A 24,737-nucleotide genomic window follows, 5' to 3' on the forward strand; every position below is an offset into this window, starting at 1 on the left:
TTGCTTATTTGGAGGTCTTCCCCAAAAGTTGATATCTTCTTGTTCGAGAATCCAGTTGAGAGCAAAAAGAATGTATTCGAGGTATTTGAAAAACTTTATATTATTTTTAGCATACTCGTTCAAAAGGTGACAGGAAACGGTAAATTACTTTTTAATATCAGTATCTAGCAAAGAAAACTTGGAACTATGTAAAAAATACGCGTTAGCAGGTTTTTCTAATAGTATTAATGGTCTTTGGACTTTTTGTGAAATAAAAGAAAACGATTTCGTTTCCTTTTTATATGCAGCCAAAGCTCATAATCTTTATCGAGTTGAGAAGAAGGTTGCTCTTAGAGACGCTGAGAATTTACCGCCTTGGAAGCCTGTCACTTTCAAAATCTCAAGAAAAACGTATTATTTTCCATTTCGGTTATACCTTAGACCTGTTAGAAAATATGAAGAGCCACTAATTAGAGCAGAATTTGCATATGTTGCCGAGAATTTGCTTTTGAGAGGTGGTTATAGAAAAACACATTTTCAAGCTGACCAGACTACATTACAAAACGTTTCTCAGATGGGTGAAAAATTTTTCGAAAATGTTGAGAATTTAGAATATTCTTCCTCGACGTTTATCCCAGAGTTTTCCACAGACAAATCGTTGGTAAGCATTCCCTATATATTTCCATTTAGAGAAATAATTCTTCAGTCTGCAATTCGCCATTATTTAAGCGACAAAGAAAAGTTACAGAGATTTTTAGAAGATATTTCTGTGAATGAAGTTAAGGCGGAAAATCTTGAAGTATTAGGGGAAAAAGCGCTTCCAGAGGGGCATATTGATATTTTCATTAAAGAAGCTGTGCCGATTGGAGAGTCCAAGAATATTATGGTAGAAATAAAAGTGGGAAAAGCGATAACAAGGGATTTTGAACAGCTTGAAGATTATTTAGGCGAATTTGGTCCGGAGTGTTTGAAGGCAGTATTAATAGCGAAAGATTTCAGTAGGAAAACCATTTCAACGTTAAAAAGCAAAATTGTCCCTTTAAAATATACGTTTTCTTGCGACTTATCTACTCCTAGGAACTTCCAACAATTAGTGAACTGCTTAAAACTAGAAAAATATTAAAGTGTTTAACGCTCATTTTTGGTTATGGAACTCAAAAAGTTCTTCATAGTAGAAGCAAGACATCCAAACATGGGGAAGACCACTGAAATAAAAGTATTCTCAACAAAAACAGAAGCACTCAAGTATGCAAAACAACTGGCAAAGGAAACTTCGGACCAAATAGATGTTGTTTCCAAACAAGGATTAATCGCTTGCGCAAATTACGATGACCTAAAAACTAACGGAGTTTTATTCAAAGCAAAGGACTGCTGACCCAAAAACGAATGAAAAGAAGAATCTTCTTGTAAATTTGTGAATTGGTAAATTTCGTTCTTCTTTATATTTGCTGTTTGGTCTCGTTTTCTTTTGATGATGTAGTATGAAGGAGGTTGTTAAGCAAGTTAAAGGTTTAAGCCTTGGCGACCTTGTGAAGGTTGACTGGTTTGATGCTAGCATAGGCAAAAGCCTTAGCGGTGGTTTAAGCGGCATAGATGTCCCAGTCCAAAGTTGGGGCATTTTCTTAGGCGTTTTGGGCGAGAAGAACCGGCATATTATTCTTGCTCAGAACAGTTTTCGCTATGCTGACGGCGTTTATGATATTGATTATACGGCTGTTCCAGTCGCTTGGGCTTCTAACGTCACCGCCATAATCAAAAACCATGTTCCACCCGCTGATGCCAAACAATTATTAAACAGCTTCCTCGTCGGCGGAAAACGCACCAGTGGCGCAAAACGCATAAAACAACAAAAGATGGTAAACCATGAAAGACCCAATTAAAAAAGCCTTAACAAGACGAAATCGGCAACGAGAAATCCAGCCAGACCCACGCTTGGTCCTCGGCGTAAAATTCGCAGTCGCCATGACACTAAGCCTAACCGCCATAGAAATCACACATCTAATCGCACTAAGCAAATGGAACAGCGAAATCTTCTCCGCAATCACCGGCTTAACAGGCACACTAACCGGCATATTCATCACACAAAAAGCGTGAACCACATGACAGAACCACCACTTCAACCTATAAATAAGGGAGGGGGTAGCCAAACAGAGAAGAAAAACGCAAAAGACCTAATCGAAATCGAATGGACCATCATCAACAAACTCCTAAAAATGGCAGAAAACACCCACTCAGAAAACAAAAGAGCATTTTACTACCAAACACTAGCAGGACACATCCGCACACTCTCAGCCCTACTCAAACTTCACGGACAACCAGACCAAACCGCAGACTTAGCCAAACTCCTAAGCCAAATCCAAACCCAAGCAAAAACCCTCGCAAAAAGGCTCAAAAGAAAATGACCATCGAAGCCCTAAAACAACTAAAAGAAAACCCAACACTCTTCGCACAAACACTCCTAAACTTCAACCCCTTCCCATACCAACAACAACTCCTAAACGACCAAACCAAACGCATCATCGCCTGCATGGCAAGACAAACAGGCAAAACCACAACCATCGCAACAAAAGCAATACACTACGCATACACAAACCCAAACACAACAACACTAATAATATCGCCATCACTCCGCCAAAGCATAATAATGTTCGACAAAATCCTAAACTTCATCACCAACAACCCACTACTCAACCAAAGCGTAACCCGCAAAACACGAACCCTAATCCAACTAACAAACAAATCTCAAATAATCGCACTACCATGCAGCGAACACCAACTCCGCGGATACACCGCACACCTAACAATCTGCGACGAAGCCGCATTCACACCCGAACACATAATAACAGAAATAATCCTCCCAATGCTCAGCACAACAAACGGAACCGCAATCCTCCTAAGCACACCATGGGACAAAAACCACTTCTTCCACCAAGCCTTCCTAAACCCAAACTACACCACATACAAAATCAAATCAGAACAAAACCCACTAATCCCAAAACAATTCCTCCAAGAAATGCAACAAAACATGACAAAAGAAGCCTACAAACGCGAATACGAAGCCGAATTCACAGAAACCCAAAACACCTACTTCCCACAAGAACTAATCCGCAAATGCGTAGAACACGCACAAAAAATCAACCTAGAACCCTACACAAACCTCGAACAACCAACACAACAAGGCAACTACTACGCAGGAATAGACCTCGGCAAACTCAAAACCCACACCGCAATAGCAATAACCCAAAAACAAGAAAACGACACAATCAAACTCGTCTACACACACGAATTCCCACTCGAAACACCATGCACACAAATAATCCAACACCTAAAAAACGCACAACAAAAACTCAACATCCAAAAAACCCTCATAGACCAAACAGGCATCGGCGAACCAATCCTCGAAGAAATCCAAAACCAAAACATACCAAACACACAAGGCATAAAATTCACAAACGAAACCAAAACCCAACTCCTAACACACCTAAAACTCCTAATGGAACAACAAAAACTCGCAATCCCATACAACAAAAAACTCCTCCAACAAATAAACAACCAACAATACACATACACAAAAACCGGAAAACTCCAATTCACACATCCACCTAACACAAACGACGACCTCCTCTGGGCACTAGCACTCGCATGCTACGCCACAAAAACAGAACCAACACCCAAATTCTGGGTCATCGCAAAAATGAGCAAAGGCAAACACAAACTAAAACAATTAAGAAAAAAACTTCTCAAACACCAAACCACAGGCACAACAAGATGACAAGAAAACAAGAATATTTTAAAATAACAAAACTCGCAAGACGCTACGACAAACGAACAGGCAAGTTCACCTTCAACATCACCTACGAAACAGCCACACAACTAACACCCCGCACACTTAACGTCGCAGAAACCTTCGGCTTAGGCATAGACCAAACCCAAAAATTCCCAATCTACGACAATGTGGAATTAAAAATCAGCCCAAAAGACATTGTCTACATCACAGGCGACAGCGGCTCAGGAAAAAGCGTCCTATTAAAAGCCATAAAACACGATTTAGGCAAAGAAGCAGCAGACATGCAAAAAATAAAGCCAAACCCAAACAAACCAATAATCGACACAATCGGCAAAAACTTCACCGAAGCACTCGAACTGTTAAGCAAGGCTGGATTAAACGACGCTTTCCTATTCGTTAGGCGTTTTCGAGAACTAAGCGATGGACAAAAATATCGCTACCGAATCGCGAAATTAATGGAAAGCCGCAAACAATGGTGGATTGCTGACGAGTTCTGCAGCGTTTTAGATCGTGACACGGCGAAGATTGTGGCTTTTAATTTGCAGAAGGCTGCGAGGCAGATGGGTAAGGCTGTGGTTGTGGCGACGACTCATGGGGATTTGTTTGAGGATTTGAGGCCTAGTGTGCATGTTCATAAGCGGTTTGGTAAGGAAATCAGTGTGAAGTATTATGTGAATGAGGCGGCAGGGGAGTGTAGTTTGATGAGGGAGATGCGTGTTGAAGAAGGCACTTTTGCGGATTATAAGTGTTTGAGTGGTTTTCATTATCGTTCTGGTCGTTGTCCGCCTCCGAGGAAGGTTTTTGTTTTGAGGCGTGGTGGTGAGTTATGTGGGGTTATTGTTTACAGTTATGCGTCGCCTTTGGCTTTTGGCAGAAGTAAAGTGTGGAAGGGCAGTTTTGGTGATTTGCAGAGGGATTTTAGTGTTGTTAGTCGTGTGGTTGTGCATCCGAAGTATCGCTCGATTGGTTTGGGTGTTAGGCTTGTGCGGGAGACTTTGGCTTTGGCTGGGACGCGTTTTGTTGAGTTGGTTGCGGTTATGGCTAGGTATAATCCTTTTGCGGAGAGGGCTGGGATGCGTAGGGTTGCTGTGCAGTTGCCTTGTAAGCAGGCGTTGAGGGTTGTGGAGGTTTTGGAGAGGGTGGGGTTTTGTAGGGATTTGTTGGGTTGTGAGAATTATTTGCGTGGTAGGTTGGCGTGTTTGAGTGAGAAGGAGATTGGGGAGATTAAGGATGCGTTTGTTGGGAATGTGCATCCGCGGTTTGTGCGGTGTTTTGGTGGGGGTTCTGTGTTTGGGGATAAGAAGGCTTATGTTGAGGGGGTGAGACGTGCGGGTGTTGAGAAGCTTGTGAAGTTGATTAGGGTTTGTGGTGTTTTGTTGCAGGTGAAGGTTTATTTGTTTTGGGATAAGTTTGGAGAATTATAAGAGAAAAGGGGTTTGGGAAGGTTTTAGGTTGGTTTTGTTGGTGGTTGTGTTAGTTGTGTGGTTTGTGTGTGTTTTTTTCTGCGTATGATTATGATTGCGGTTGCTGTGGTTGCGATGATTATTGTGGTTAGGATTATGATGGTTGTCCAGTTTGGTGGTGTTGTGGTTGTTGCGGATGGTGTTAGGTAGATGGTGAATGTTGGGTCGTGTTCTATTTTGTATCCGCTGTATGTTGGATATGCGGTTATGTAGAAGTAGTTGGCTTTTGTCATGTTTGTGATTGTGTCTTTGGCTTTGTTGAATAGTTGTGGGTTCATGTTGTATGTGACAAAGGGTAGGAATTTCATTAAGCCTATGTGGTATGTGAATAGGCCTGTGTTGTTTGCGAAGCTGTTGATTTTGGCGGTTCGGGTTGTTGAGTCGTATGTGTCGTATTGGGTTTCTGTTTGGTCTTGGGTGTAGTTGTATAGTTTATATGTTTGTTTTGTGCCGAATGCTACGTCGAAGATTTTTTCGCCGTCGTCTGCGTATGTGGAAATGGATGAGTCGCTGACGTCTTTTTCGTTGTCGGTTACGTTTTCGCCTGTTGTGGTTTGGCTGTATGTTGTGCGGTCAAGTAGGACTGAGGTTTGGAAGTTTACGATGCTCATTTTAATTTGGTTTTCTTGTAGGAATTGGTAGATTGTTGGGCTGTTTGGGACTAGGTTGCCGAGGAGGTATGTGCCTGTGTTGTTGAGGTATAGCCAGAAGGGTGCTGTGAAGAGTAGTAGGTGGTTCATTTTGCCTATGATGTGGTTTTCTGTTAGGGTTGCTGTTTTGGTTGTTGGGTTTATGGTTAGGTTGTATGTGAATGTTAGTTCGTCGTATACTGTTATGGCTGTTGGCCAGTTTTGTTGGTAGTGTGGGTCGTTTGGGTTTATCCATGTTTGCCACCAGTAGGCTGTGAGGTTTGTGTATCGCATTCCCCATGTCCATTGTAGTTTGTCTGTTGTGCTTGTTAGTGGGATGGTTTCTGTTTTGCTGTTGAGGATTGGGAGTGTTGCGCCTAGTGTGCTTAGGTCGAAGCCCATGCTGAATGATGCCCATAGTGTGTCGTTCATGTCTGGTGAGTTGGGGTGGATTGAGTCTGCGGTTTCGTTGAATGCGAGGAGCATGAGGAAGGTGGATGCCATTATTACGTCGCGGGTTTTGTTTTCTGTTTTGTAGTGCATTATGAAGCTTTGCATGGGGATTGTGAAGTATGCGTTTAAGCCGAAGGTTATGTTGACTAGTCCTGCGTAGAGCATGTGTAGTCCGCTTGTGTTTATGTAGGTCATGTATAGGTTGGCGTGCCAGTAGGAGGGTATGTTTTCTGGGATGCCGTGTGCGGTTGCGAATGCTCTTGCGTATTCGAAGAAGTCGATTGTTTTTTGGAAGCTTTCTTGCGTGAAGTCTGTGGCGAGTAGTTGGTCTGCTGGGAATGCTGGTGTTAGGATGCTGGTTAGGGTTATGCAGATTAACAATAAGCCTAATAGGATTTTGATTTTCATAATGTTTCCTTCTTTATGTTTGGTTTTTGGCTATGGTGAGAAAGCAAACGACTATTAAAAAATTCTGAACCCACAATACGAATCAAAGCAAACTAAAGTGCACTCGCAAAAACTATACCCCTCCCTTATAAATAGATAGAACCCAAAATTCTATGGATACTTATCTCTTCAATATTGGCTAAAGAGATTCTCAGTAACAATAAATTTCCTACTTATGTAATTTACTGAAATAGTTCAATTTTTCCTAGAGAAAATGAAATTAGCCAGATTTCATACGTGTATAACTATTAATGATTCGTTTTTTACGTAAATTGTCACCAGACTATTGCGTAGCTTTTAATGGTCCCTCCAGTAATCCAGAATTCGCTGGGCTCGTAATATTTTCCTACGACTACTTGAACGATTTCGTCGGTCTGTGGTTCAATAAATATTATTCCTTTGTCCGTAGTATTGAAGCAAACTATTGCATGCGCTCCCGAGGTGAATTCTATGTATACTAATCCACATCTATAGCCCACTTTGAACGCATTTTTCTTTACATCTGCTGCAAAATGGAAACAATAGTAGGTATCTTCATTGTACTGATTCTTATCTGTTTGGTCTTGTGCTAGAAATTTTAATGCTTCGTTATAGGTTGGGTCTCTGATATTGTAGCCTCTTCCAGCTCCATCTGTAACTCCCTTAGTGTAGCCTACTTCATAGCCGCCGTTGCGTCCTAAATCGTAACCAAAACTATAACTCACAAAACTCACAAGAACTAAGATTGCGCAGAAAAGAGGAATAATATACCTCAATTTTCTTTTTGGTTTAGGTTCCTCTACTTTTTTCTCTTGTGGCCCTTTTATAAAATGGAATTCTCTTCTGATGCGCCTTTTTCATTAGATTTAGCCTGCTCGGGGATTAGAACTTTTATTTCTTCTGGTTTTGGTTGTGGGGTCTTTTTGGCGTACCATGGACCTAATGGAGTTCTATGTGGAGCATTTGGGCATTGATGGTTTTCTGGAAGCCTATGCTCCATGCAGAAGTATTTTCCACAAAAGTTGCACTGAAAAGGAAGCTCAACCTCAATTCCGCATTGTTCACATTTCGACATGTGACATCAAGGTTAATTATGGTTATGCCTCTAGGTAAATTTTGCGATTCCAATTAATGCTTTTGATTCTGCTATAATAGTTTTGCATTTCTTGCATATTTCGGCTTTGAGCGGTTCATACATCGAAATAAAAATCTTAATGGGCAGTTTGCTGAACGCTCTCTGATGAAAAGTCTATTCACTTCAAATCGATTCCGTATTGTACTTTTTAGAATAGTCTTTCAGAAATAACAAATTAAGTAGGTATGAGAGACCTTCCTAATATCTGACAACTTTATAGTTTCTCTTTAATTGCCTTTTCTTCTTCTGTTGAGCTTTTGTTAGTTGTGAATCTCCCGTTTTCACTTCATAAGTCTTCGGTTTACCTATTTTTCTTCCAAACAAATCTGTTCTTTGAACAACAAAATCTCCGCCTTTATGTATCTTTTTAACTTCGTGTCCTTGCAGTCTTTGGCTTAATTCGAAACTGTCCTCAGCCATTCTTCCCTTAAAACGATTGCTTGACAACGTTAGAGATTTAGAAAAACTCTTCAAACCAAAAGGGTCATTCTTATTTGACCTTTTTCTTTTAACCAACTACTTCACCTCCCCCATTTTCATTGACTACCTCAACCCGAAAATCAGAATTAGAACTCCAAAAACTACTAAGACAATGGCGATTACTGTTCCAACGACATACACATTGAATGCTGACAGAATCTCCAAATTCAATGCTTTCTCAAATACTCCACTTATCGTCAAGATTTCTACAATTGCACCAAAGATTATTAAGAGAATTCCAACAACTACAACGATTAAACTATTACCTCTTTCGTCTCTCTCGACCATTTCGTTACACTCTAAAGAATCTGCTTTGTTTAAAACTTAAAATTTTTCCCAATCCTTCATAAAAAATAATTTGTGATTAAACTTCTAAACCTAAAATATTAAATGAGGTCACTTATAAGAAAGAATGAGAGGTATTAAACATGCCAATAAGCAGGAATGATTTTGAACGTGGCGTAGATATAGCTGTAAACAACATTCTGAAGTTTCTCTCGGACAATAAAGACAATGCATTTACATCGGGTGAAATCGCAAAAGAAGTTGGTTTTGATTTGGAAGTAACAAGGCAAATCCTAGGATATTTAAAGGAAAAAGCTTACATAAAAGGCAAAGACATTGGTGCGAATACATATTACATATTTCAACGGATGCCTTGAAAAACTGTTAAGAATGCGATTCTTGAAACCCTATGTTTTTCTTTCTAAAGTATTTGGCGAACAGCGATATTTCTTTATTCATGTTGCGTTTAATGATTAGAAAGAACGCTTGTTTGCTTGAGCACTTTTTCGACGTAGTATTTTGAGAGTTGTTCTTTTTCCAGTCCTGTAACTTCTTTTATTTTAGGCGTTATATTGCTCCATAGTTTCCTTATAGCTTCTAGTCTTCTATTAAATTCCTTAACTGATAGACTTTTAACCGTCATCGCTTCTTTAACAAGCTTCTCGTAGTCTTTAGGTAGCCATTTTAAGCGGTATGCGTAGTGGATTCTCCATTTTGGTGGTGCCAAAAACTCCTTGTTCAATGCGTAAACCAGCCTAATCAGCAGTTCCAAAGCATAATCTAAACAGTAATGCGCACTCGCCAAATCGCCCCTTTCAATCCATGACTCAGCAACCGTGCCAACACCTTCCCTAGGCGGACAAGCACACCATCGGAGGTACTCCGCACAAACCGCAATGCGCTTAGTCCACAAATCCTTAGGCAAACGCAATTTATCTTCAAAAATCCGCTTAACCTCACCTTTCGGGTCATAAACAATCTCCGCCCTAGAAAGCTCCCACCTGTCCGCTTCATCCCACCGCCAACGCCTAAACTCGCTAAGCACATGAACCATAACGTCAGTTTCAACACCAAAACGCTTCTCCACTTCAGAAACAACCCCACGAACCCGCCGAACTAAACCCTCATCCGCATCACCCAAAAACACAGTAACATCCAAATCAGAAAACCGGTCAGCAAACCCCCTAACCAAACCACCCAGAAAGACTATACCCACCACACCATCAAAAGAAGATATCCTAGAAACAAGTTGTTCAGCGGCTTTCCTAAAAACTTCAATACGATTCTCCCCCTTCAACCCAACCATAACACTCACCACAACACACTAACAATCCCACCACACACCCTAAAAGTTTAACTCAGCTACCGATTCAGAATTCATAAACTCTTTCTCACACCCCACCAAAAATAACATAAACCCAACCCCAACATGCCAGGCGCGTCCAACAACTTGAGCGTCCCACACATGAAAGTAGAATCCCTCATCCTCGCATCAGTAACCATATGCCTATTCCTAACCTTCTACTTCTCATACCTCTCATTCCAAACCACAGAAGACCCAATCAAAAAACAATTCACACTCCTAGCCACCTTCAGCCTAATCGCCGGCATGGTACTACTCGCATCAATAGCAATCTACATAATAATAAAAAAAGCCTTCACACGCATAGAAGACCAACTAATAATCAGCCAAGAAACAGCCCAATACCACGAAGAACAACAAGAAAAAGAAAGGGAAAACTAAGCCTTTTCGCCCTTAACGCTTTTTCAAAGAAGCAATAAACCCATCAATAGGAACAGCAGCCATACTCACAATCTTAACAGTCCCACGCGAACCCAACTCAAGCGAAACCCTAGCAACCGTCTCATTATCAGGCGCCTCCACAACATTCACAAAATCATACGGACCCAAAACCGCATACTGACTAACCACACGAACACCAAACGCCTCAAGCTCCCTATTAACCTCCTTAATCCTCTCCGGCTTCGCCCTAACAGTCTTCCAACCCTCATCCGTCAAATTCGACAACAAAATATAATACGGCATACACACTCACCAAAACACAATTATACACTCAATCCACATTTCAGCCTTTCGCTACACGCAACATTTACCCTCTCCGCCGACCCCTCTTCTCAAAAGCCTCCTTCTGCCTCAACCACTCCCCATGCCTCTCCAACAAACCCCTAATCTGCTGCTCCAAAAAATCATTCACACTCAAAAAAGGCAAATCCAAATCCCTAATCGCCTGCTGCAACCGCTCAAACTCACCCCTCGAAACCTCAAAATACTCACACTCACCCTTCAAAAACCGCAACCGCCAACGCACAGCATCACGAATAAACTCCTCACGCGTAGTAAAACCCAAACCCCTATTCTCATCAATAAACCCCTCAACCTCACCAAGCAACTCAGCCGGCAAAATCACAGACTGCGACAACAAACTCTCAATCGCATCCGTATAAGTCTGCATACGCATAGTCTGCGCAGTCAACTCACCCAACAAAGCCGTAAGCTTCTGATGCGCATCATCCGAAACACGCAAAGTCTTCACGCACAAACGCCTCCACAACACAAGTCAAGTATGATTTGTACAATAAAACTAATAAAGCTTTCCAGTATACTAAATATACAGAATACAAGGAGAACACAAAAATGAAACACCACGTCGGACTAACATTAGACTCACAACTCCTCAAACAAATCGAAACCCTACGCGGAAGAGAAAAACGCAGCACATTCATAGAACACCTCATACGCCTAGGACTAAAACACTACACCACAGACCCGCAGAAACACACCTACACAACAACAAAAATAAAAAACGAAACCCAAAACTTTTAGCCCTTTACTCTATACCCCACTTCTTAGTAACCTTCACAATCAAAAAGATAACGAAAGCCACAATAACGAAAGTTATTATCGCCACAATGAAGTTCCCAATTCCAAACAGCTGCCCCGTCCAAGTTGGATCAATCGGATTTCCTTCAGCATTCAAAGCTGTCGGCGGAACCGCAATTTTAAAAGTGGACAGATTCCCAAGACCAGGTATCGCCAAGCCTATAAGCGGCATCAGCAAGTCCTTAACAAGTGATTGAATAACCTGACCGACATAGACACCCATAATAAAAGCCACAGCAAGACCCAACACCTTATACTTCGAAATAAAATCTATAAACTCATTCCACATACCCTTCTTTGGCGGCGGCGCAGCCGGCGCAGGCTTAGGCTCCAACAATTTCCTGATCTGCCGCAACTCTTCCAAAATCTCATCATCCTTAACCAAAACAACCACCAAACAACCCCTATCCGCCCAATACAGATATAAGACTTTTCACTAAAAATGGGCCGGGAGAGATTTGAACTCTCGACCTTTCGGTTTCTGCACGTTTATCAGCCGAACGCTCCAGCCAAGCTGAGCTACCGGCCCACCACACCAACAGCACAAAACTAATTATCACCAGCCATTTTTAAGGATTTTCAGAAGTCTTTTAATTATTCACCGCCTAACTCTCTTACAAGGGCCCGTAGCCCAGCACGGATAAAGGCGTCGGCCTTCGGAGCCGGAGAACGTGGGTTCAAATCCCACCGGGCCCGCCACATTTTGGGTTCGGAACCTTTATATGGGACATGTCGATTAGCATTTATCGATGGTTTATGGCGAAAGGCACCTACGCCTATCTGCTTAAAGACGCGGACGTTAAGCGCTGGTATGAGAATGTGGCGAGAGGTTCAAGGGTTACGGCCGATGTTTATTTGCGCAGACTTGGATGGGTGTGCAAACACTTAAATCTAAAGCCTAAGGAACTCGTTGAGAAGCGTGAAAAAGAGCTTGGGATGCTTCTCGCAGATCTTGTTTCCTATCTAGAACGCGAGGGAAAGGCTGGGAGCTACATTAAGTCGTGTTTGAAGGCTGTTAAGTCTTGGCTTTCCTTCAACATGGTTGAGGTTAAGGTTAAAATTAAGATTAAGGATGCGGATGACACGCCGACGCTTCGTGAAGAACGTGTCCCAACACAGCAGGAGCTTAGAAAAATTTTCCTCTCCGGAGACTTGAGGGCTAGGAGCGCATGCGTTTTGCTTGCTCATAGCGGGCTGAGAATTGAAACCTTAGGCAACTATGACGGGACAGACGGGTTAAGGATTAGGGACTTGCCAGAAATGAGGGTAGAAAATAGCGAGGTAACTTTTGAAAAAGTGCCTACCATGGTTGTTGTGCGTAAGGAGCTGAGCAAGGCTGGACACCAGTACTTCAGTTTTCTAGGCGAAGAGGGATGCGAATATTTGAAAGATTATTTGGAAAGCCGATTGAAAGAAGGCGAGAAGCTAACGCCAGATTCGCCAGTGCTGACGCCTAAAGTTGCGCCTAAACCCTTCATAAGATCAACAAACATCGGCGACATGATAAGAGCTACAATAAGAAAGGCTGGTTTCAAGTGGAGACCATATGTTTTGAGGGCTTATTTTGACACGCAATTAATGCTGGCAGAGTCTAAGGGATTAGTATTACGCGATTATAGGCAGTTTTGGATGGGACATAAAGGCGATATAGAAAACCGTTACACAACAAACAAGTGCAAGCTTCCAGAAAACGTCATAGAAGACATGCGAGAAGCCTACAAAAGAAGCCAAGAATACCTTCATACGACTAAGATTGGAAAAACAAACGAGGAAGAACTGCGACAAGCCTTCAGAAAGCAACTTCTCTTAGTTGCTGGGTTTACACAAAGCGAAATTGATAAAATGGACATATCAGCAATCAGCGACGAAGAACTGCAAACAATAATACGAAAGAGGCTTCTGGGAGAAAAGACAAACGATTGCATACAAAAAGTGGTGTCAACCGACGAAGTTGAAAACTACTTGGAACAAGGATGGGAGTATGTAGCAGCTTTGCCAAACGGCAAAGTAATAGTCAAACTTAAAAGCTAGCAATAGTGGCATGCTGCAATGTTGGTTATTTTAAGAGTTTTTGAAAAACGGATTTATCGACTGCTAAAATCGCTGTTGCACCGGGATAGTCCGACTGGTACGGTTGTGACTGTTATGCGTGCTGTGTTGCCTTTATCATCTGTGACTTAGAGGTGTACGTAGTAAATTCCGCTTGTGGTTAGTGTATGGTTGTGTTCCGCCTGAAACTGTTGATGTGAAGGTTACTAATTGGCCTACGCGGATTGAGGCTGAAAGCGGACTTATAGAAAAAAATTAATTACTTCTTAGCTAAATTTCTTAATGTAGATGAAAAATGGAAATCGCCATATTAGAAATTTATAAAAAATATAATATTCCATCGAATTTGCAGAATCACATGTTGACGGCAACTGCTATGGCCAAAATATTGTGCGAAAATTGGATAGGGCCTTCTGTAAACATGGATGATATTATTACTACTATGCTAATACATGATATAGGTAACATTGCAAAAATGGATTTCAGTGCTCAGAATACCTTACCTGAAGAAAACAAGAACATTAATTTTTGGCAGAATGTACAGCAAGAATTCATAAGAAAGTATGGAGCGGATGATCATATTGCTACCTTTAATGTTGCGTCGGAATTAGGACTGAAACCGCGCATTTTGTGGCTTGTAATAAACAAAATTTTTGTTCATAATGAATTAATCGCCGCTTCCAGTGATTATGAATTAAAAATTTGCGCATATTCCGATCAACGAACCGGGCCTCAAGGCATTGTGCCCCTTCGAGATAGATTTAAGGAGTTAAAGATAAGATACCGAAACAGACCGAATGCAAGTATAAATCATCCTAGAATTAAGTATCTCATAGAGTCTGCATATAAAATAGAAAAACAAGTCTTGAAGTTCACTTCTTTGAGGTCTTCTAGTATTACGAAGAACATGGTTGCAGATAAAATGAAGGAGGTAATAGAATATGCCATTCGGGTAAATTAATCGGGGAGAGTTATGACTGAAAGTAACGAAAATGTTGCCGTTAAGCTTGTTGGTTATTTTTTAATCGGATCCGTTATTTATTTTCTACTTAATGGATTTTCTTTAAGGTTAGATATAGACAACCTCATGAAATCGGCGTTTATTGACATTGTCGTTTATGCTCTCTTAGAATTCACTTTTGATCGATGGCTTTGGAAAATCAAGGTAATCAAAGTGATTCTGAGAATAAAAACCCCCTATATTCATGGACGATGGAAAGGTTATATTAAGTCCTCTTACGATGATTTTAAAACCAAAATACCTATCGTAATAGAGATTCATCAAAGGTATAAATCTACTAAACTCCTATACTACGATAAAAGAGCCATCTCACATGGTTTAATAACCGTATTTGCAATAGAAGAAGGCAGTCCACCCAAGTTGTTTTGTATATATCATAATGAACCTATTATTGCATTTAAAAAAGAGCTCCAAATGCATTACGGAACAATGATTCTCACTTTACATAATAATGAGACAAAAATGAGTGGTGTGTATTTTAACTTTCCTTTACAAAGAAGCACTTACGGAGAGCTTTATGCTGAACTTAAAGACAGAAAACTGAGGCACTGTTTTGAGGAATAGTCATTATGATTAGCTTGACAAATTATATAGAGGATATAATAAAACGAAATGATTGGGTAGTAGGAGGGGTTAACTTTGACGAAGACCCTCATTTCTCGTCTTTTTACATACGGGCTTCGAGCATGAAATATCTTGGTAGAAGAGCAAGAACGGGTTACCATACAATTATAGCGATTTATCAGAATTTCAACGAAACCTACTATATACCTAAACAAGAATGCGAGTTAGTGGCAGCATATTTATTAGAAAAAATGAAAAAACAACCAGACTGGATGAACCATATTGTTACAAACATATATCGACGATGTATTGAACTTCGAAAGGTATTTGATAATTATGATATACTCTCTGATTTTTCGGTATTATCACATCGGCAAATAATGAAACTTTATAAAAAACATTTCATCGCGCATTGGAGACTCTACCAACTAGCTCGAATTCCGGAAGCGTTGGATAGAGGAATTGGGCTGTTAACAGGCTATTTGAAAACTTATTTGCAAAATAAAAGTAAATTGCAAGATCCTATAGAGATTAATAAATTATTTTGCAAATTAACGACACCTACAAAACCCAGCATCTTTCAAGAAGAATTCTTTGAATTTTTAGAGATAGTAAAAGCTATAGAAAAAATTCCTGCTCAAAAAGAGGTTTTCAAAAACCCAGATAGGTTGTTGCTTTTGCGGGCGGATCCAACCGTATTAAGAAGGGTAGAGGATCACAGAAAGAAATGGGGGTTTTTAGAGTATCATGGTTATACTTATCGAAAACTCCCTGACTTAGATTACTTTGTTAATAGAATTAAAGAATATTTAAGACACGATTTTCTATGGAAAACCAAGGAGCAATTTGCAAATGTCATAAATAGTATTAAAGAAGAACAGAAAGCATTATACTCGAAATATAACATAGACACAATACACCAAAAAATGTTCACAGTTTATGGTGAAATTGGCCTTGTAAAGCTTTTCAGAAGATTTATTCAGCTTAGAAATTTCTTTTTTCTTGATAAATTGATGAATGAAATTGCTTTTAGAAAAGGTTATGAAGAAAGTATAATACGCTCTCTACTTCCTGAAGAAATAGAGCGTCTACTGGCAGGAAAGCTAAATGTAGGCGAAGACATTAAAAGCAGAACAGAATTTATGGTCTATCTAATTCATGGCAACGACGAAAAAGTAATCAGTGGAACTAAACATTTGTGGATAAAAGAAAAACTCGAGGCTAAAGTAAGCTCTTTTTCAAGATCAAGTGAACTTCACGGCACACCAGCATCATTAGGTCACGTCAGAGGAATTTGCAAGATTCTGACTAGACCTGAAGATGCGGTAATTAAAGGCTTCCAAGATGGTGAGATAATTATCAGCGAGTCAATTGATCCAGACTTGATACCATTAGTAACAAAAGCTGGAGGAGTCGCAACCGAACAAGGTGGTGTCACATGTCATGCAACAATTATATGTAGGGAGCTTGGTAAACCTGCATTAATCGGGGTGCGAAATTTATTACATACTATTAAGGATTATGATGAAATCATATTGGATGCTTATACAGGAAAAATATCGATTTTGAAAAGGAGATTGTGGTAGCACAAGGCCTAAATAACTATTTTTCGTGCATAGGCATGTTGTCCCTTATGTCTCTTGGTTTAATGCTAGTAGATTTATATTTTTAGGAAACATGGAAGGACCTACCATCATCGATGCTGTTATTATGGTCTGCATTTGAAGGCTTTTCATTTCTTTGCAAATTTCTGGGACCATGCGTTTGGGTATTCTGTCAAAAAAGTCGTCTCCAATAAGGCATCTATAACCTTTTGCGGCATCTAATGGGTTTTCCTTATTTACCATAATGTTGATTGAATGTTGGTCTGGAAATAGTTTGAGTGTTATTTTTCCGTTTACTGTTTTGGAAAGGGAGTATTTGTGGCGGATTCCAAACGCCAGCAGAATAGCTCTTACAATGGTTGATTTTCCGGAACCGCACGGTCCATAAATGACGTTTATTGCGTCTTTTTTGAATATTGCCTCAAACTCTTTGAACGGTCCAACATTCTCAAGCTTTAACGATTCAATCTGGAATGGTAAAAGATGAGCTTCGCAGTAACGTGCTTCTTCACGTCCAGCCTCTGCAACGATTATTTGAAGATAGTCACGGGCTGTCTTGGGAATAGTTACTTTTAAGGCTTCTTTGATTGCTTCTTCGGTAAGCTTTGAAATGTCAAGGTTCTCTTTCTTTGCCTTCTCAACCAAATCGTTGTCAAGATATAACAAGGTTTTCTTCTTCATGAGAATTAAATGCATAAGACCGTATAGAAAAATCTTGCCTACAACCACATATAGCCTACTTTATGCTATTTAAATAATGCCTTGATCTTTTAATTGCAGGAAGGACTAGGCTCTTAAAGCATTACAGCTGCATCCAAAGCTTCTTGGGCTAATCGTTTAACACTTAACAATTCTTTTTCCAGTTTGGCTATTTGCTTTTTAATAGTTTCAATTTCAGCCTTCAACTCCCTATACTCATCAGATTTCACACGGTTCACCGCAATCTTATGATATTATTGGAAATTTGATAGCTAAATCTCCATTTACTGAGATACAGTAGTTTAACATCGATTTTGCATCTAGAGATTTCAAAAGACATGGGATACGGGAAGAACCGTTCTTATTTCTACAATCGGATACTTTGACTGCCATCAAAATAGTCTATTGCATAAAATATACTTGATTTTACATTTTGTTCCAATTCTTGATATGCAAAAATTCACAAGAAAGTTAAAATCACTTCTCAGACGGTTAGATCTAAGTCTAAAACTGAGTTTCAGTTTTCTAATTAGTCGGGTTTGGCGTTTCCTCCTCTGATGTCTTTTCTTTCTTCTTTTTGTATTTCTTGGCTTCGTATCTAACCTTGTTGACATATGCTGGTGTCGTTCCGAGAACCTTCGCAATTTCAGAAGATTGCATCCCTAAGTCTGACAGAAAGAGGATTCCATCCGAAATAGGTTTGTCTTTAAAGACGCTAGCCGCGGTTACTTTGATTAATATATCAAGTTTGTTTGATAACTCGTCAAATTGCTTTTCATTAATCATAATAGTAGTTTTGGGATGTTTCTTTTTACGTAGACCCATTATATGCTCTCCTTCTTTAGTTGTACTAAAAATAATGTTTATGAATAGAATCATATATAACATTTTAGAGTGAGAATAAATGCAAAAGTCAAAAGTCACCTTAGATGATGTTTTCGCATTTGTTAATGATAAGGCACTTGAGGAACATAAATTTGTATCTGTTAACGAAGTCGTTCAAAAATTTGGAATAGACAAAGTCAAAAGTAGAAAAATGTTAAACTCGTTGGTGAGTGAAGGAAAACTTGCTTTAGTTTACGAAAGCAAGCATATCAAAATCTACGCGCCGAAAGAAATAATTGAGCAGATGGTACGAACCGTTAAGAAACCGAAATGGGTCGAAAATTATGTGCTTCCAGGCAAAGAACAGTATATGAAGGAAAAGAAAAAACTTGATGAATCATTGTTTGAATACGAACGGTTTGAAGAGCTTCTGTACTTGAAAAACGAACGACTCGAAGAACCAGTTATCTTCACTTTTGAATGGTTAGGCTTTAAAGTGAAGAAACTTCCAAAAGGCTCTTTTGCGGATTTTGAATTAGAAAAAGACGGATTTATTGCTGCTGTTGAAGTATCTGGGGGAAATGCTGGTTGTCCAATTTCGGAGGTTCGACAATTAACAGATTATTACAACAAAACGCTTATTGAAGAAAAGAGAGAAATCCCACATCTCCTTCTCTTATTTAACCATTTTAACGACCAAGATTTGAAAGATAGAAAAGAGCCATTTGCTCCAGAAATCAGAAAAGCAGCACAACGATACAAAATAACACTTGCAACAACTGCCCAGTTATATGATAAGATAAGAAGAGTCAAGTCTGGCGAAAAGCGAGAGAACATCGTCAGAGAGATTATGGAAGGGAAATGGGGTTAAGTCGGCTGCGATGCTGCTGGTTGTTGCAGTGTTTTCAATTTTTCTCGTGCTAATCGTTTCCATTCTTCGGGGACAAAATCTATTACTCTCTTGGGACAACCACCTTTCTCCTTTTCTTCTTCAATAAGACCAAGGCTCTTGCATTCATCAATAAAGTAAGAAACTGTTCTTTTCGGAATTTTGGTCTTCACAGCAATCTGTTCTCTAGTCATTTTTCCTTCACAGAACACCCATATTATTCTTCTTTCATCGGTGGATGCGATTTTCTTGGCTTGTTCCGCCACCACAAAACCAGCAAGTAGTTTTGCGAATTTTAAAATCTGAAGTAAACTCTCCTCTGGTTTTGGCAATTCAACTGTGGCTTTTTTCTTTTTTTGCATAGCTATGAATTATGCTGATGATTCTACTTAAAATCTTTGTAGGAAAGCTAGTTTTTCCGTGCAGAAGGCGACTCAGCTTGCTGATCAAGAAAAGCAGTCAACAACAAAAACTTCGTCAACTTTTCCTTATCTGAAACAACATCCTTCGGCAAGTTATTAATTATCTGAGCAAGCTTCGAAGGCTGAAGAACCCCTCCAACACGCTCAAGAACCCCAATAATCTGCGCTTTTTCAGAAACCGATGCCTCCCTTCCCACATGCGACCTAAACAAACCAATTACGCTATTGCCTAAATCTACGAAAATATAATTATGTGGTTTGCGATAAAAACTGATTTTCTCAACAAAATGTTTTCTGAACAAAAAGCGATTTTTATGAAGTTCTTGGTTCCTTTTCCAATTGCTTTAATGTTTTCATGAACCCTTCCACGGAATCCTTCATCTTAACAAAATATTCTGGCTTTCCGGTTTCATCAAAATTTATGGCTGCAGACAAACACTCATCAATGAGTTGCCTAAGCTTAATTCTATCTTCCCTCGTCAACCTTGCAACTACATTTTCCGCTTTTCCCAAAGTATCCATCTAACATCAACATCAAAAAAGGTTGATATTAAACAAATACTTTTCTCATTCATTCCATAAAAATAACGAATTCAATAAATTTTAAATCACCACTTTTGAGATATATTAAAAGAGGGTTTTGCAAAATGTTGGCTTCACTCTTAACTGTTTTAAGTCAGGAACCACCAACTCCAACACCGAATGACACCCCAGACATCCTGCCAAGCCCAATAATTCTCATAGCCATCGCCATAATCATTGCTGGGGTGATTGCATGGAAGTATAAGGCTCACCTAGAATTTGCCGCAATAACCTGTGCAACAGTTGGAGGCTTCATAATTGGGCTGATTTTAACCCCGCCATACGCCAACATCGGATTAGGAACAATGACATCACTAGCCGCGCTGTTTCTCTCAACAGCGATAGTCATCACAATAAAGCTTATAAGAAAATAGAAAATGGAATGCGCTATTCTATTCCTTCTCTCTTCGCCCATTCTCGTATTTCATCTTCCGTCATGATAACTATACGAGTTTTAGGATGCGCTTCATTTGTCCACAGTCTAACTTTTTCCAGCAAAGTTTTCCATAAATCTTCATTCTCTTTCTTTTGGTGAATTTGGGCACCTTTCCTTAGAGTATCTAAATTTTCTTTTCCAAGCACCAAGATGCCCATGGAGGCTCCAACATCGTCTAAGTTTGCAATACTTCCTTTGATGTGTTTCGGATTTATTGCGGTTTTAGCTTCAATTTCAAAAGCTACGACTGGAAGTTTTGGAACTCTAAGCAATGTCTCAGTAGATTTAGGCTTTGGAAAGCGAAACCTTTTGTCATACCACACAATGTCAACCCAAGCCGAACTAGACGCTGGAACTTCACGTTCCACTTCAAACTCCAGTTTCTCTCCAAGCTCGCAAATTATCTCCTCCAAAGATTTCATACATGGTTACCTTTCTAGCTAGCTTTTTAATATTCTCCCTTGTAAATTTTAAATCTAACTGGATTATCAATTAACAGCTATGTATCAGAGTGCCCCACCGCCTGTAAGTGTAGTTTGGCTTGGCGAAATTCCATTCATCACGATAATTGCTGCAAGTGTTGAAACATATAGGAAAGAGTGCTGCGGGCTTTTACTTGGATACCGTTCATGGAGCCATTGGGATAAGACCCGCAGAGCCCTTGTTGAGCAAGCGTACCAGTTTCAGACTTCAGAGCGTTCACGTTATTCTGTGACCGTTCCAAGAGAAGAATCTCGATGCAAAGACATGATTTATAAACTATCCATGTTTGAGCCATTGGGCTATTTTCACTCACATCCTGAATGCGATCCAACACCAACAAAAGATGATGTTCAAAGCATGAAAATCAACGACATCGAGCTAATAGTTACCATTGAAAAGAAAGACAGAAACGTACCATGGAGATACGACGCATCAAAAAAGCTGCTGGCAGGCGTCCTTGGAGAATTTCGGTTTGAATTAGCCGCATATACTCGGACAAAAAGCAAAAGCCCAACAGTTAAAAAGCTAGATTTGCTCTGCCCCTTTGCCTTGGAATAGGTTCAAAATACTTCGACACACAAGTCAAACCACCAGAATAAAATGATTACATCACCAGTGCAAGGCGACTTAGGTAGCGACCGCTACACTATATGTCGTTAGACCTCTTCTTTTCTTGAGCACCTCTTGATCCAATGTTTTTCTTTAACCGTCTTCTCTCTTTGTTCTGCCTCGAAGCGCTCCATCATCCTTTTGAGGTATATGTCAAGGGCTTTATTGCTTAGAAACTCATATCCCTGTACCCAGTTAAAGTCAAACCGTAAAGGTTTCTCAGAGCAAACATAGCTCACCATCCCAGTATCAAACTCAAAGAATAAGGAACAGGAACCCCTAAGCTCAACCTTAATTATTTTAGCGTCTTCAACAAGCCTCTTCCAAGTCTCAAAATCAAGCTCCATCCATCAATCCTTCGGGAATAGCAGAGCTTAAAATAACATTGGCATTCTCTAAAGCTGCAAAATTTCTCCTATCCAACACTCAAGCCTCAAACCAAAATCTTAGAAATTAGTTTTTAAGATTTATCAAAAAATTTTTATTCGTTTTTTAACCATAAGCCAGAGAAACGAGGCTTACTAGTTAAACAGTCCTTACTACGATCGGTTTCTCTTGAATTTCTGTTCGGAGAATCGCAACTTTTTTGCCCAGTAACTTATCAAGAGTTTGCAGGATTTCAGCTTCCCTTGTCCCATTTAAATACGAGATTACAAGGTTTAATTGTTTATTACATCTCATAACGGCTATTGTTTGATTATTTTCCACTTTTATTTTCTTAAGGGTTCCAACAATTTCTTCCCAAGGCTGAAGACATATTTCCTTCAACGCTTCTCCTCCTCATAAGTAATTTTCCTTTTGTTTCTTATGTAAAAGTAGATAATTGAAAACTTTAAAAGATTTGTTCTAATCGAACCAACATAACATCTTCAACGCTGACGATGACATCATTTGCTATGCCATGTTCTTCACTTAAAAGCTCTTATGTTGGGTTAGAATCAAATTGGATTTTGGTAGCGTCTGCTACTTCTGTTTCATCAGCCATATTTCATGGAAGCTAACAATAATTGCTTAAAGGAGCTAGACTTTTCTTTGTTGCAACGTTAGAGTCAGCACAGCTGCTACGCCTACAATGATTCCGACCATCAACAGCATTAACCCATATGAATGCATAGCAGTGTTTGGCACTTGAGAATACTCCATGTATGGATGATGCAAGAGAAGCCCCGAAGCATCCACATTAGGAGCAGATAGAAACACTATTTCAAAATCATTGTTGTTCACTATTTGAAAGGCGTATATTCCAGTCTGAGGAAGACTCACAGTTCCCTCAATCTCCTGCGCAGTGTTGCTATAGAGAACTTGCGAACCAAAATAAACACTGACAGTAATAGTGCCACCCATTATTGACAGCGGCATCGGCGGAAATCCAGTTTCAGGAATCAATCTAAATGTTATATAATCTCCGGCTTGGGCGGCAAAAGTCACCTGTCTCGTGCTTTGGGCAGGTACAGGATTAGGAAGAGATATAGCACTGGTCGTTTCTTTCTGTTGCGATAGGAAAGTTACAGATGGAAAGAGCATCCAGTAAAGACCAATTAGCAACATAGCTAAAGAGGCGACACCAAGACCTATTGCCAAGTAGGTTCTTTTTTCCAAATGTCTTTACCTCCTTAATCAAGCTTATTTTTACAATACATTTTATCTAAGTGACAAACTATCTTAAGGATTATGAATTGAAAGTATAGATTTCATAATGAAATCCTAGATTACATAACATATGCTTACACCTTATCACAACTGCCTCGATACTCAGTTATGGGCATGAGCCAATGCAAAAAGATAAGAAAAACAATTTTTTGACTGTTTTAAGAAAAATGTCAAAGAAAGGCTTCTATGAGACACTAAAGTTCGTATGTGAGAAAGGGGCAGTCCATTACGCTGAAATTCTGAAATACAACCTCGAAAATAACATCGTCCAAAGCCGCGCAACTGTTACCCTCATCGTTCGAAACTTGTCAAAGATGGGTCTAATCCAGCGTACAGTAATAGACTCCCGACCAGTAAGAACTATTTACAAACCCTCTTCAAAAGGTCTAAAGTTGTTGACACACTTGCAAGAAATAGAAAAACTTTGAAGGCCATATTTGCTATTTTACCTTTTAAGTTTTATAAAAAATCTTTTTAAAGAGGCTATCAATTGACATTCAGAACCCGAATTGGAGCTTATTTACTTATATGACGATGTAAAAACTTTTTTTACATAAAAAATTTTTTGACAAAGCTTAAAAATCAAAAAAGGCGATTTTTCAAGTAGATAACGTAATGAAAAGGTCGGAGCTAGCTTGCATAGAAAGAATAGTGAAGGTCTATCAACGAGACGCACAGTTAAAGTCGATATTAGACCACTAAAAGCCCTCGTTTTGGAAAAATTTCCAAAAAGCAGTCCTTTACGGATGGCATTGCTGGCTGAAAGAGATGTTTTGGAAGCTGATGAATTCTTGGCGAAGCTGGAGACATGGCTCATCTTGTTAAAAGGGGGGTAAGTGTGGTCACCACTTCTAAAGATAACCGAGCCACAATAATAAGAAAGGGAAAGGCATTTGATACAACGAATCTTGATGCAACTCTCTCAAAATGGCTATTTGAAAATGGAGACAAAACGTTAGACACGAAATTAGCGCAAAGGAACGAAAAAATCCCACAAACTTTACAAAGCAGACATGATACCGAAGTGTCAGAAAGAACTACGGAAGAATTTGACAATAACACGTTAAGGAAATTGTTAAGCCTAATAGAGCTTATGTCTGAAAGGCTGAACTCGGTTGAGCATAGTGTGAAAAGGATAGGCCGCAAAAGTGGAACCACACCCATTAAATATAGGAAAAATAGAAGAGTCACGTACATCCGCAAAACTGAAATCAACGAAGAGGTGTTGAAGCGTCTGCGTGAGCACGAAAATGAAGAGCTGAAAATAACCATCGAGAAAGTTTTTCGAAAAGCAGCTCAACAGTTGGGATTATTGAATGAAAACTAGCCATTATCCACAGACTCTTTTACATCCGTATAACAAGC

39 protein-coding genes and 2 tRNA genes are annotated in these 24,737 nt (G+C 39.6%); 21 read left to right on the forward strand and 20 right to left on the reverse strand.

All coding sequences use genetic code 11. The features are described 5' to 3' along the window. Positions 1 to 178 precede the first annotated feature (178 nt). From QXW63_02045 to QXW63_02075, 7 genes are all read left to right on the forward strand, one after another. Positions 179 to 1,102 carry a hypothetical protein gene (locus QXW63_02045; GenBank protein ID MEM3460682.1) on the forward strand — a complete coding sequence of 308 codons (924 nt, stop codon included), beginning with the start codon at positions 179 to 181 and terminating at the stop codon, positions 1,100 to 1,102. Between the two features lie 18 nt (positions 1,103 to 1,120). After that, a complete protein-coding gene (locus QXW63_02050) occupies positions 1,121 to 1,354 on the forward strand; it encodes a hypothetical protein (GenBank protein ID MEM3460683.1) in 234 nt (77 codons plus the stop codon). Between the two features lie 106 nt (positions 1,355 to 1,460). Then, positions 1,461 to 1,859, forward strand: coding sequence for a hypothetical protein (locus tag QXW63_02055; GenBank protein ID MEM3460684.1), 399 nt, complete (start codon positions 1,461 to 1,463; stop codon positions 1,857 to 1,859). Then, on the forward strand, positions 1,843 to 2,073 hold the full coding sequence (locus QXW63_02060; GenBank protein MEM3460685.1) for a hypothetical protein: 231 nt from the start codon (positions 1,843 to 1,845) through the stop codon (positions 2,071 to 2,073). Before QXW63_02055 ends, QXW63_02060 begins: the two co-directional genes overlap by 17 nt. 5 nt (positions 2,074 to 2,078) lie before the next feature. Next, positions 2,079 to 2,381 carry a hypothetical protein gene (locus tag QXW63_02065; GenBank protein ID MEM3460686.1) on the forward strand — a complete coding sequence of 101 codons (303 nt, stop codon included), beginning with the start codon at positions 2,079 to 2,081 and terminating at the stop codon, positions 2,379 to 2,381. Beyond that, positions 2,378 to 3,751, forward strand: coding sequence for a terminase family protein (locus QXW63_02070; GenBank protein ID MEM3460687.1), 1,374 nt, complete (start codon positions 2,378 to 2,380; stop codon positions 3,749 to 3,751). The genes QXW63_02065 and QXW63_02070 overlap by 4 nt, the downstream gene beginning before the upstream one ends. After that, on the forward strand, positions 3,748 to 5,190 hold the full coding sequence (locus tag QXW63_02075; protein ID MEM3460688.1) for an ATP-binding cassette domain-containing protein: 1,443 nt from the start codon (positions 3,748 to 3,750) through the stop codon (positions 5,188 to 5,190). The genes QXW63_02070 and QXW63_02075 overlap by 4 nt, the downstream gene beginning before the upstream one ends. Before the next feature lie 23 nt (positions 5,191 to 5,213). On the opposite strand, the gene QXW63_02080 is transcribed toward QXW63_02075, so the two are convergent. The 5 genes from QXW63_02080 to QXW63_02100 form a co-directional block, all read right to left on the reverse strand. Beyond that, positions 5,214 to 6,719, reverse strand: a complete 1,506-nt coding sequence (locus QXW63_02080) for a hypothetical protein (GenBank protein MEM3460689.1) — start codon at positions 6,717 to 6,719, stop codon at positions 5,214 to 5,216. Positions 6,720 to 7,033: 314 nt separating this feature from the next. Then, positions 7,034 to 7,462: a hypothetical protein gene (locus tag QXW63_02085; protein MEM3460690.1), complete on the reverse strand. Its 429-nt coding sequence runs from the start codon at positions 7,460 to 7,462 to the stop codon at positions 7,034 to 7,036. A gap of 98 nt (positions 7,463 to 7,560) precedes the next feature. After that, positions 7,561 to 7,812 (reverse strand): AN1-type zinc finger domain-containing protein, encoded by a 252-nt coding sequence (locus tag QXW63_02090; protein MEM3460691.1) that lies wholly within the window; start codon positions 7,810 to 7,812, stop codon positions 7,561 to 7,563. 258 nt (positions 7,813 to 8,070) lie between these two features. Then, a complete protein-coding gene (locus QXW63_02095) occupies positions 8,071 to 8,388 on the reverse strand; it encodes a hypothetical protein (protein ID MEM3460692.1) in 318 nt (105 codons plus the stop codon). A 27-nt stretch (positions 8,389 to 8,415) separates the two neighbouring features. Next, complete coding sequence (locus QXW63_02100) at positions 8,416 to 8,640, reverse strand: hypothetical protein (protein ID MEM3460693.1); 225 nt, start codon at positions 8,638 to 8,640, stop codon at positions 8,416 to 8,418. Between the two features lie 140 nt (positions 8,641 to 8,780). Between QXW63_02100 and QXW63_02105 the strand changes: the two genes are divergently transcribed. Continuing rightward, entirely contained in the window at positions 8,781 to 9,014 is a 234-nt protein-coding gene (locus tag QXW63_02105) for a hypothetical protein (protein MEM3460694.1), read from the forward strand. A gap of 89 nt (positions 9,015 to 9,103) precedes the next feature. Here QXW63_02105 and QXW63_02110 read toward each other — a convergent pair whose 3' ends face one another. Next, on the reverse strand, positions 9,104 to 9,943 hold the full coding sequence (locus QXW63_02110; GenBank protein MEM3460695.1) for a DUF4037 domain-containing protein: 840 nt from the start codon (positions 9,941 to 9,943) through the stop codon (positions 9,104 to 9,106). Positions 9,944 to 10,102: 159 nt separating this feature from the next. Between QXW63_02110 and QXW63_02115 the strand changes: the two genes are divergently transcribed. Continuing rightward, complete coding sequence (locus QXW63_02115; protein ID MEM3460696.1) at positions 10,103 to 10,381, forward strand: hypothetical protein; 279 nt, start codon at positions 10,103 to 10,105, stop codon at positions 10,379 to 10,381. Positions 10,382 to 10,393: 12 nt separating this feature from the next. Here the strand turns inward: QXW63_02115 and QXW63_02120 are convergent, their stop codons facing one another. Together QXW63_02120 and QXW63_02125 are read right to left on the reverse strand one after the other, a co-directional pair. Continuing rightward, positions 10,394 to 10,684 (reverse strand): GYD domain-containing protein, encoded by a 291-nt coding sequence (locus QXW63_02120; protein MEM3460697.1) that lies wholly within the window; start codon positions 10,682 to 10,684, stop codon positions 10,394 to 10,396. 64 nt (positions 10,685 to 10,748) lie between these two features. Beyond that, complete coding sequence (locus QXW63_02125; protein MEM3460698.1) at positions 10,749 to 11,192, reverse strand: ribbon-helix-helix domain-containing protein; 444 nt, start codon at positions 11,190 to 11,192, stop codon at positions 10,749 to 10,751. A 101-nt stretch (positions 11,193 to 11,293) separates the two neighbouring features. Between QXW63_02125 and QXW63_02130 the strand changes: the two genes are divergently transcribed. Beyond that, entirely contained in the window at positions 11,294 to 11,482 is a 189-nt protein-coding gene (locus tag QXW63_02130; protein ID MEM3460699.1) for a hypothetical protein, read from the forward strand. 4 nt (positions 11,483 to 11,486) lie between these two features. Here QXW63_02130 and QXW63_02135 read toward each other — a convergent pair whose 3' ends face one another. Beyond that, the gene (locus QXW63_02135; GenBank protein MEM3460700.1) at positions 11,487 to 11,933 is read right to left on the reverse strand and encodes an MscL family protein; all 447 of its coding nucleotides are present in this window, start codon (positions 11,931 to 11,933) and stop codon (positions 11,487 to 11,489) included. 49 nt (positions 11,934 to 11,982) lie between these two features. Then, a tRNA-Ile gene (locus QXW63_02140) sits at positions 11,983 to 12,068 on the reverse strand. A gap of 91 nt (positions 12,069 to 12,159) precedes the next feature. Here QXW63_02140 and QXW63_02145 point away from each other — a divergent pair. The 5 genes from QXW63_02145 to QXW63_02165 all read left to right on the forward strand — a co-directional run bounded on the left by QXW63_02145 (position 12,160) and on the right by QXW63_02165 (position 16,759). Beyond that, positions 12,160 to 12,238, forward strand: a tRNA-Arg gene (locus tag QXW63_02145). Positions 12,239 to 12,268: 30 nt separating this feature from the next. Then, positions 12,269 to 13,570 carry a site-specific integrase gene (locus tag QXW63_02150; protein MEM3460701.1) on the forward strand — a complete coding sequence of 434 codons (1,302 nt, stop codon included), beginning with the start codon at positions 12,269 to 12,271 and terminating at the stop codon, positions 13,568 to 13,570. Between the two features lie 313 nt (positions 13,571 to 13,883). Then, entirely contained in the window at positions 13,884 to 14,549 is a 666-nt protein-coding gene (locus tag QXW63_02155; GenBank protein ID MEM3460702.1) for a hypothetical protein, read from the forward strand. Positions 14,550 to 14,561: 12 nt separating this feature from the next. Then, a complete protein-coding gene (locus QXW63_02160; GenBank protein MEM3460703.1) occupies positions 14,562 to 15,173 on the forward strand; it encodes a hypothetical protein in 612 nt (203 codons plus the stop codon). A gap of 5 nt (positions 15,174 to 15,178) precedes the next feature. Further along, a complete protein-coding gene (locus QXW63_02165; protein MEM3460704.1) occupies positions 15,179 to 16,759 on the forward strand; it encodes a PEP-utilizing enzyme in 1,581 nt (526 codons plus the stop codon). Between the two features lie 45 nt (positions 16,760 to 16,804). Here QXW63_02165 and QXW63_02170 read toward each other — a convergent pair whose 3' ends face one another. From QXW63_02170 to QXW63_02180, 3 genes are all read right to left on the reverse strand, one after another. Continuing rightward, positions 16,805 to 17,458: an AAA family ATPase gene (locus QXW63_02170; GenBank protein MEM3460705.1), complete on the reverse strand. Its 654-nt coding sequence runs from the start codon at positions 17,456 to 17,458 to the stop codon at positions 16,805 to 16,807. A 113-nt stretch (positions 17,459 to 17,571) separates the two neighbouring features. Then, positions 17,572 to 17,706: a hypothetical protein gene (locus QXW63_02175; protein ID MEM3460706.1), complete on the reverse strand. Its 135-nt coding sequence runs from the start codon at positions 17,704 to 17,706 to the stop codon at positions 17,572 to 17,574. Positions 17,707 to 18,001: 295 nt separating this feature from the next. Continuing rightward, positions 18,002 to 18,301, reverse strand: coding sequence for a hypothetical protein (locus QXW63_02180; protein ID MEM3460707.1), 300 nt, complete (start codon positions 18,299 to 18,301; stop codon positions 18,002 to 18,004). 79 nt (positions 18,302 to 18,380) lie between these two features. Here QXW63_02180 and QXW63_02185 point away from each other — a divergent pair, with 79 nt between their 5' ends. After that, entirely contained in the window at positions 18,381 to 19,172 is a 792-nt protein-coding gene (locus QXW63_02185) for a hypothetical protein (protein ID MEM3460708.1), read from the forward strand. Here QXW63_02185 and QXW63_02190 read toward each other — a convergent pair. From QXW63_02190 to QXW63_02200, 3 genes are all read right to left on the reverse strand, one after another. Further along, positions 19,169 to 19,552, reverse strand: a complete 384-nt coding sequence (locus tag QXW63_02190) for a hypothetical protein (protein MEM3460709.1) — start codon at positions 19,550 to 19,552, stop codon at positions 19,169 to 19,171. The genes QXW63_02185 and QXW63_02190 overlap by 4 nt on opposite strands. A gap of 47 nt (positions 19,553 to 19,599) precedes the next feature. Further along, complete coding sequence (locus tag QXW63_02195) at positions 19,600 to 19,824, reverse strand: hypothetical protein (protein ID MEM3460710.1); 225 nt, start codon at positions 19,822 to 19,824, stop codon at positions 19,600 to 19,602. Positions 19,825 to 19,924: 100 nt separating this feature from the next. Continuing rightward, a complete protein-coding gene (locus QXW63_02200; protein MEM3460711.1) occupies positions 19,925 to 20,125 on the reverse strand; it encodes a hypothetical protein in 201 nt (66 codons plus the stop codon). 134 nt (positions 20,126 to 20,259) lie between these two features. On the opposite strand from QXW63_02200, the gene QXW63_02205 reads away from it, so the two are divergent. Beyond that, positions 20,260 to 20,568, forward strand: coding sequence for a hypothetical protein (locus tag QXW63_02205; protein MEM3460712.1), 309 nt, complete (start codon positions 20,260 to 20,262; stop codon positions 20,566 to 20,568). Between the two features lie 13 nt (positions 20,569 to 20,581). On the opposite strand, the gene QXW63_02210 is transcribed toward QXW63_02205, so the two are convergent. Beyond that, positions 20,582 to 21,052, reverse strand: a complete 471-nt coding sequence (locus tag QXW63_02210) for a hypothetical protein (GenBank protein ID MEM3460713.1) — start codon at positions 21,050 to 21,052, stop codon at positions 20,582 to 20,584. Between the two features lie 79 nt (positions 21,053 to 21,131). On the opposite strand from QXW63_02210, the gene QXW63_02215 reads away from it, so the two are divergent. Beyond that, complete coding sequence (locus tag QXW63_02215; protein ID MEM3460714.1) at positions 21,132 to 21,671, forward strand: Mov34/MPN/PAD-1 family protein; 540 nt, start codon at positions 21,132 to 21,134, stop codon at positions 21,669 to 21,671. Positions 21,672 to 21,769: 98 nt separating this feature from the next. On the opposite strand, the gene QXW63_02220 is transcribed toward QXW63_02215, so the two are convergent. From QXW63_02220 to QXW63_02230, 3 genes are all read right to left on the reverse strand, one after another. Next, a complete protein-coding gene (locus QXW63_02220; protein ID MEM3460715.1) occupies positions 21,770 to 22,069 on the reverse strand; it encodes a hypothetical protein in 300 nt (99 codons plus the stop codon). Between the two features lie 178 nt (positions 22,070 to 22,247). Beyond that, positions 22,248 to 22,490 carry a hypothetical protein gene (locus QXW63_02225; protein ID MEM3460716.1) on the reverse strand — a complete coding sequence of 81 codons (243 nt, stop codon included), beginning with the start codon at positions 22,488 to 22,490 and terminating at the stop codon, positions 22,248 to 22,250. Between the two features lie 252 nt (positions 22,491 to 22,742). After that, entirely contained in the window at positions 22,743 to 23,321 is a 579-nt protein-coding gene (locus QXW63_02230; GenBank protein MEM3460717.1) for a hypothetical protein, read from the reverse strand. Between the two features lie 173 nt (positions 23,322 to 23,494). Here QXW63_02230 and QXW63_02235 point away from each other — a divergent pair, with 173 nt between their 5' ends. From QXW63_02235 to QXW63_02245, 3 genes are all read left to right on the forward strand, one after another. Next, complete coding sequence (locus QXW63_02235; protein MEM3460718.1) at positions 23,495 to 23,800, forward strand: winged helix-turn-helix transcriptional regulator; 306 nt, start codon at positions 23,495 to 23,497, stop codon at positions 23,798 to 23,800. A 207-nt stretch (positions 23,801 to 24,007) separates the two neighbouring features. Continuing rightward, positions 24,008 to 24,208 (forward strand): hypothetical protein, encoded by a 201-nt coding sequence (locus tag QXW63_02240; GenBank protein MEM3460719.1) that lies wholly within the window; start codon positions 24,008 to 24,010, stop codon positions 24,206 to 24,208. A gap of 2 nt (positions 24,209 to 24,210) precedes the next feature. Next, positions 24,211 to 24,699: a hypothetical protein gene (locus QXW63_02245; protein MEM3460720.1), complete on the forward strand. Its 489-nt coding sequence runs from the start codon at positions 24,211 to 24,213 to the stop codon at positions 24,697 to 24,699. The last annotated feature ends 38 nt before the right edge of the window (positions 24,700 to 24,737 follow it).

The sequence above is a fragment of the Candidatus Bathyarchaeia archaeon genome (genome assembly GCA_038873195.1).
Taxonomy (GTDB): domain Archaea; phylum Thermoproteota; class Bathyarchaeia; order Bathyarchaeales; family Bathycorpusculaceae; genus DSLH01.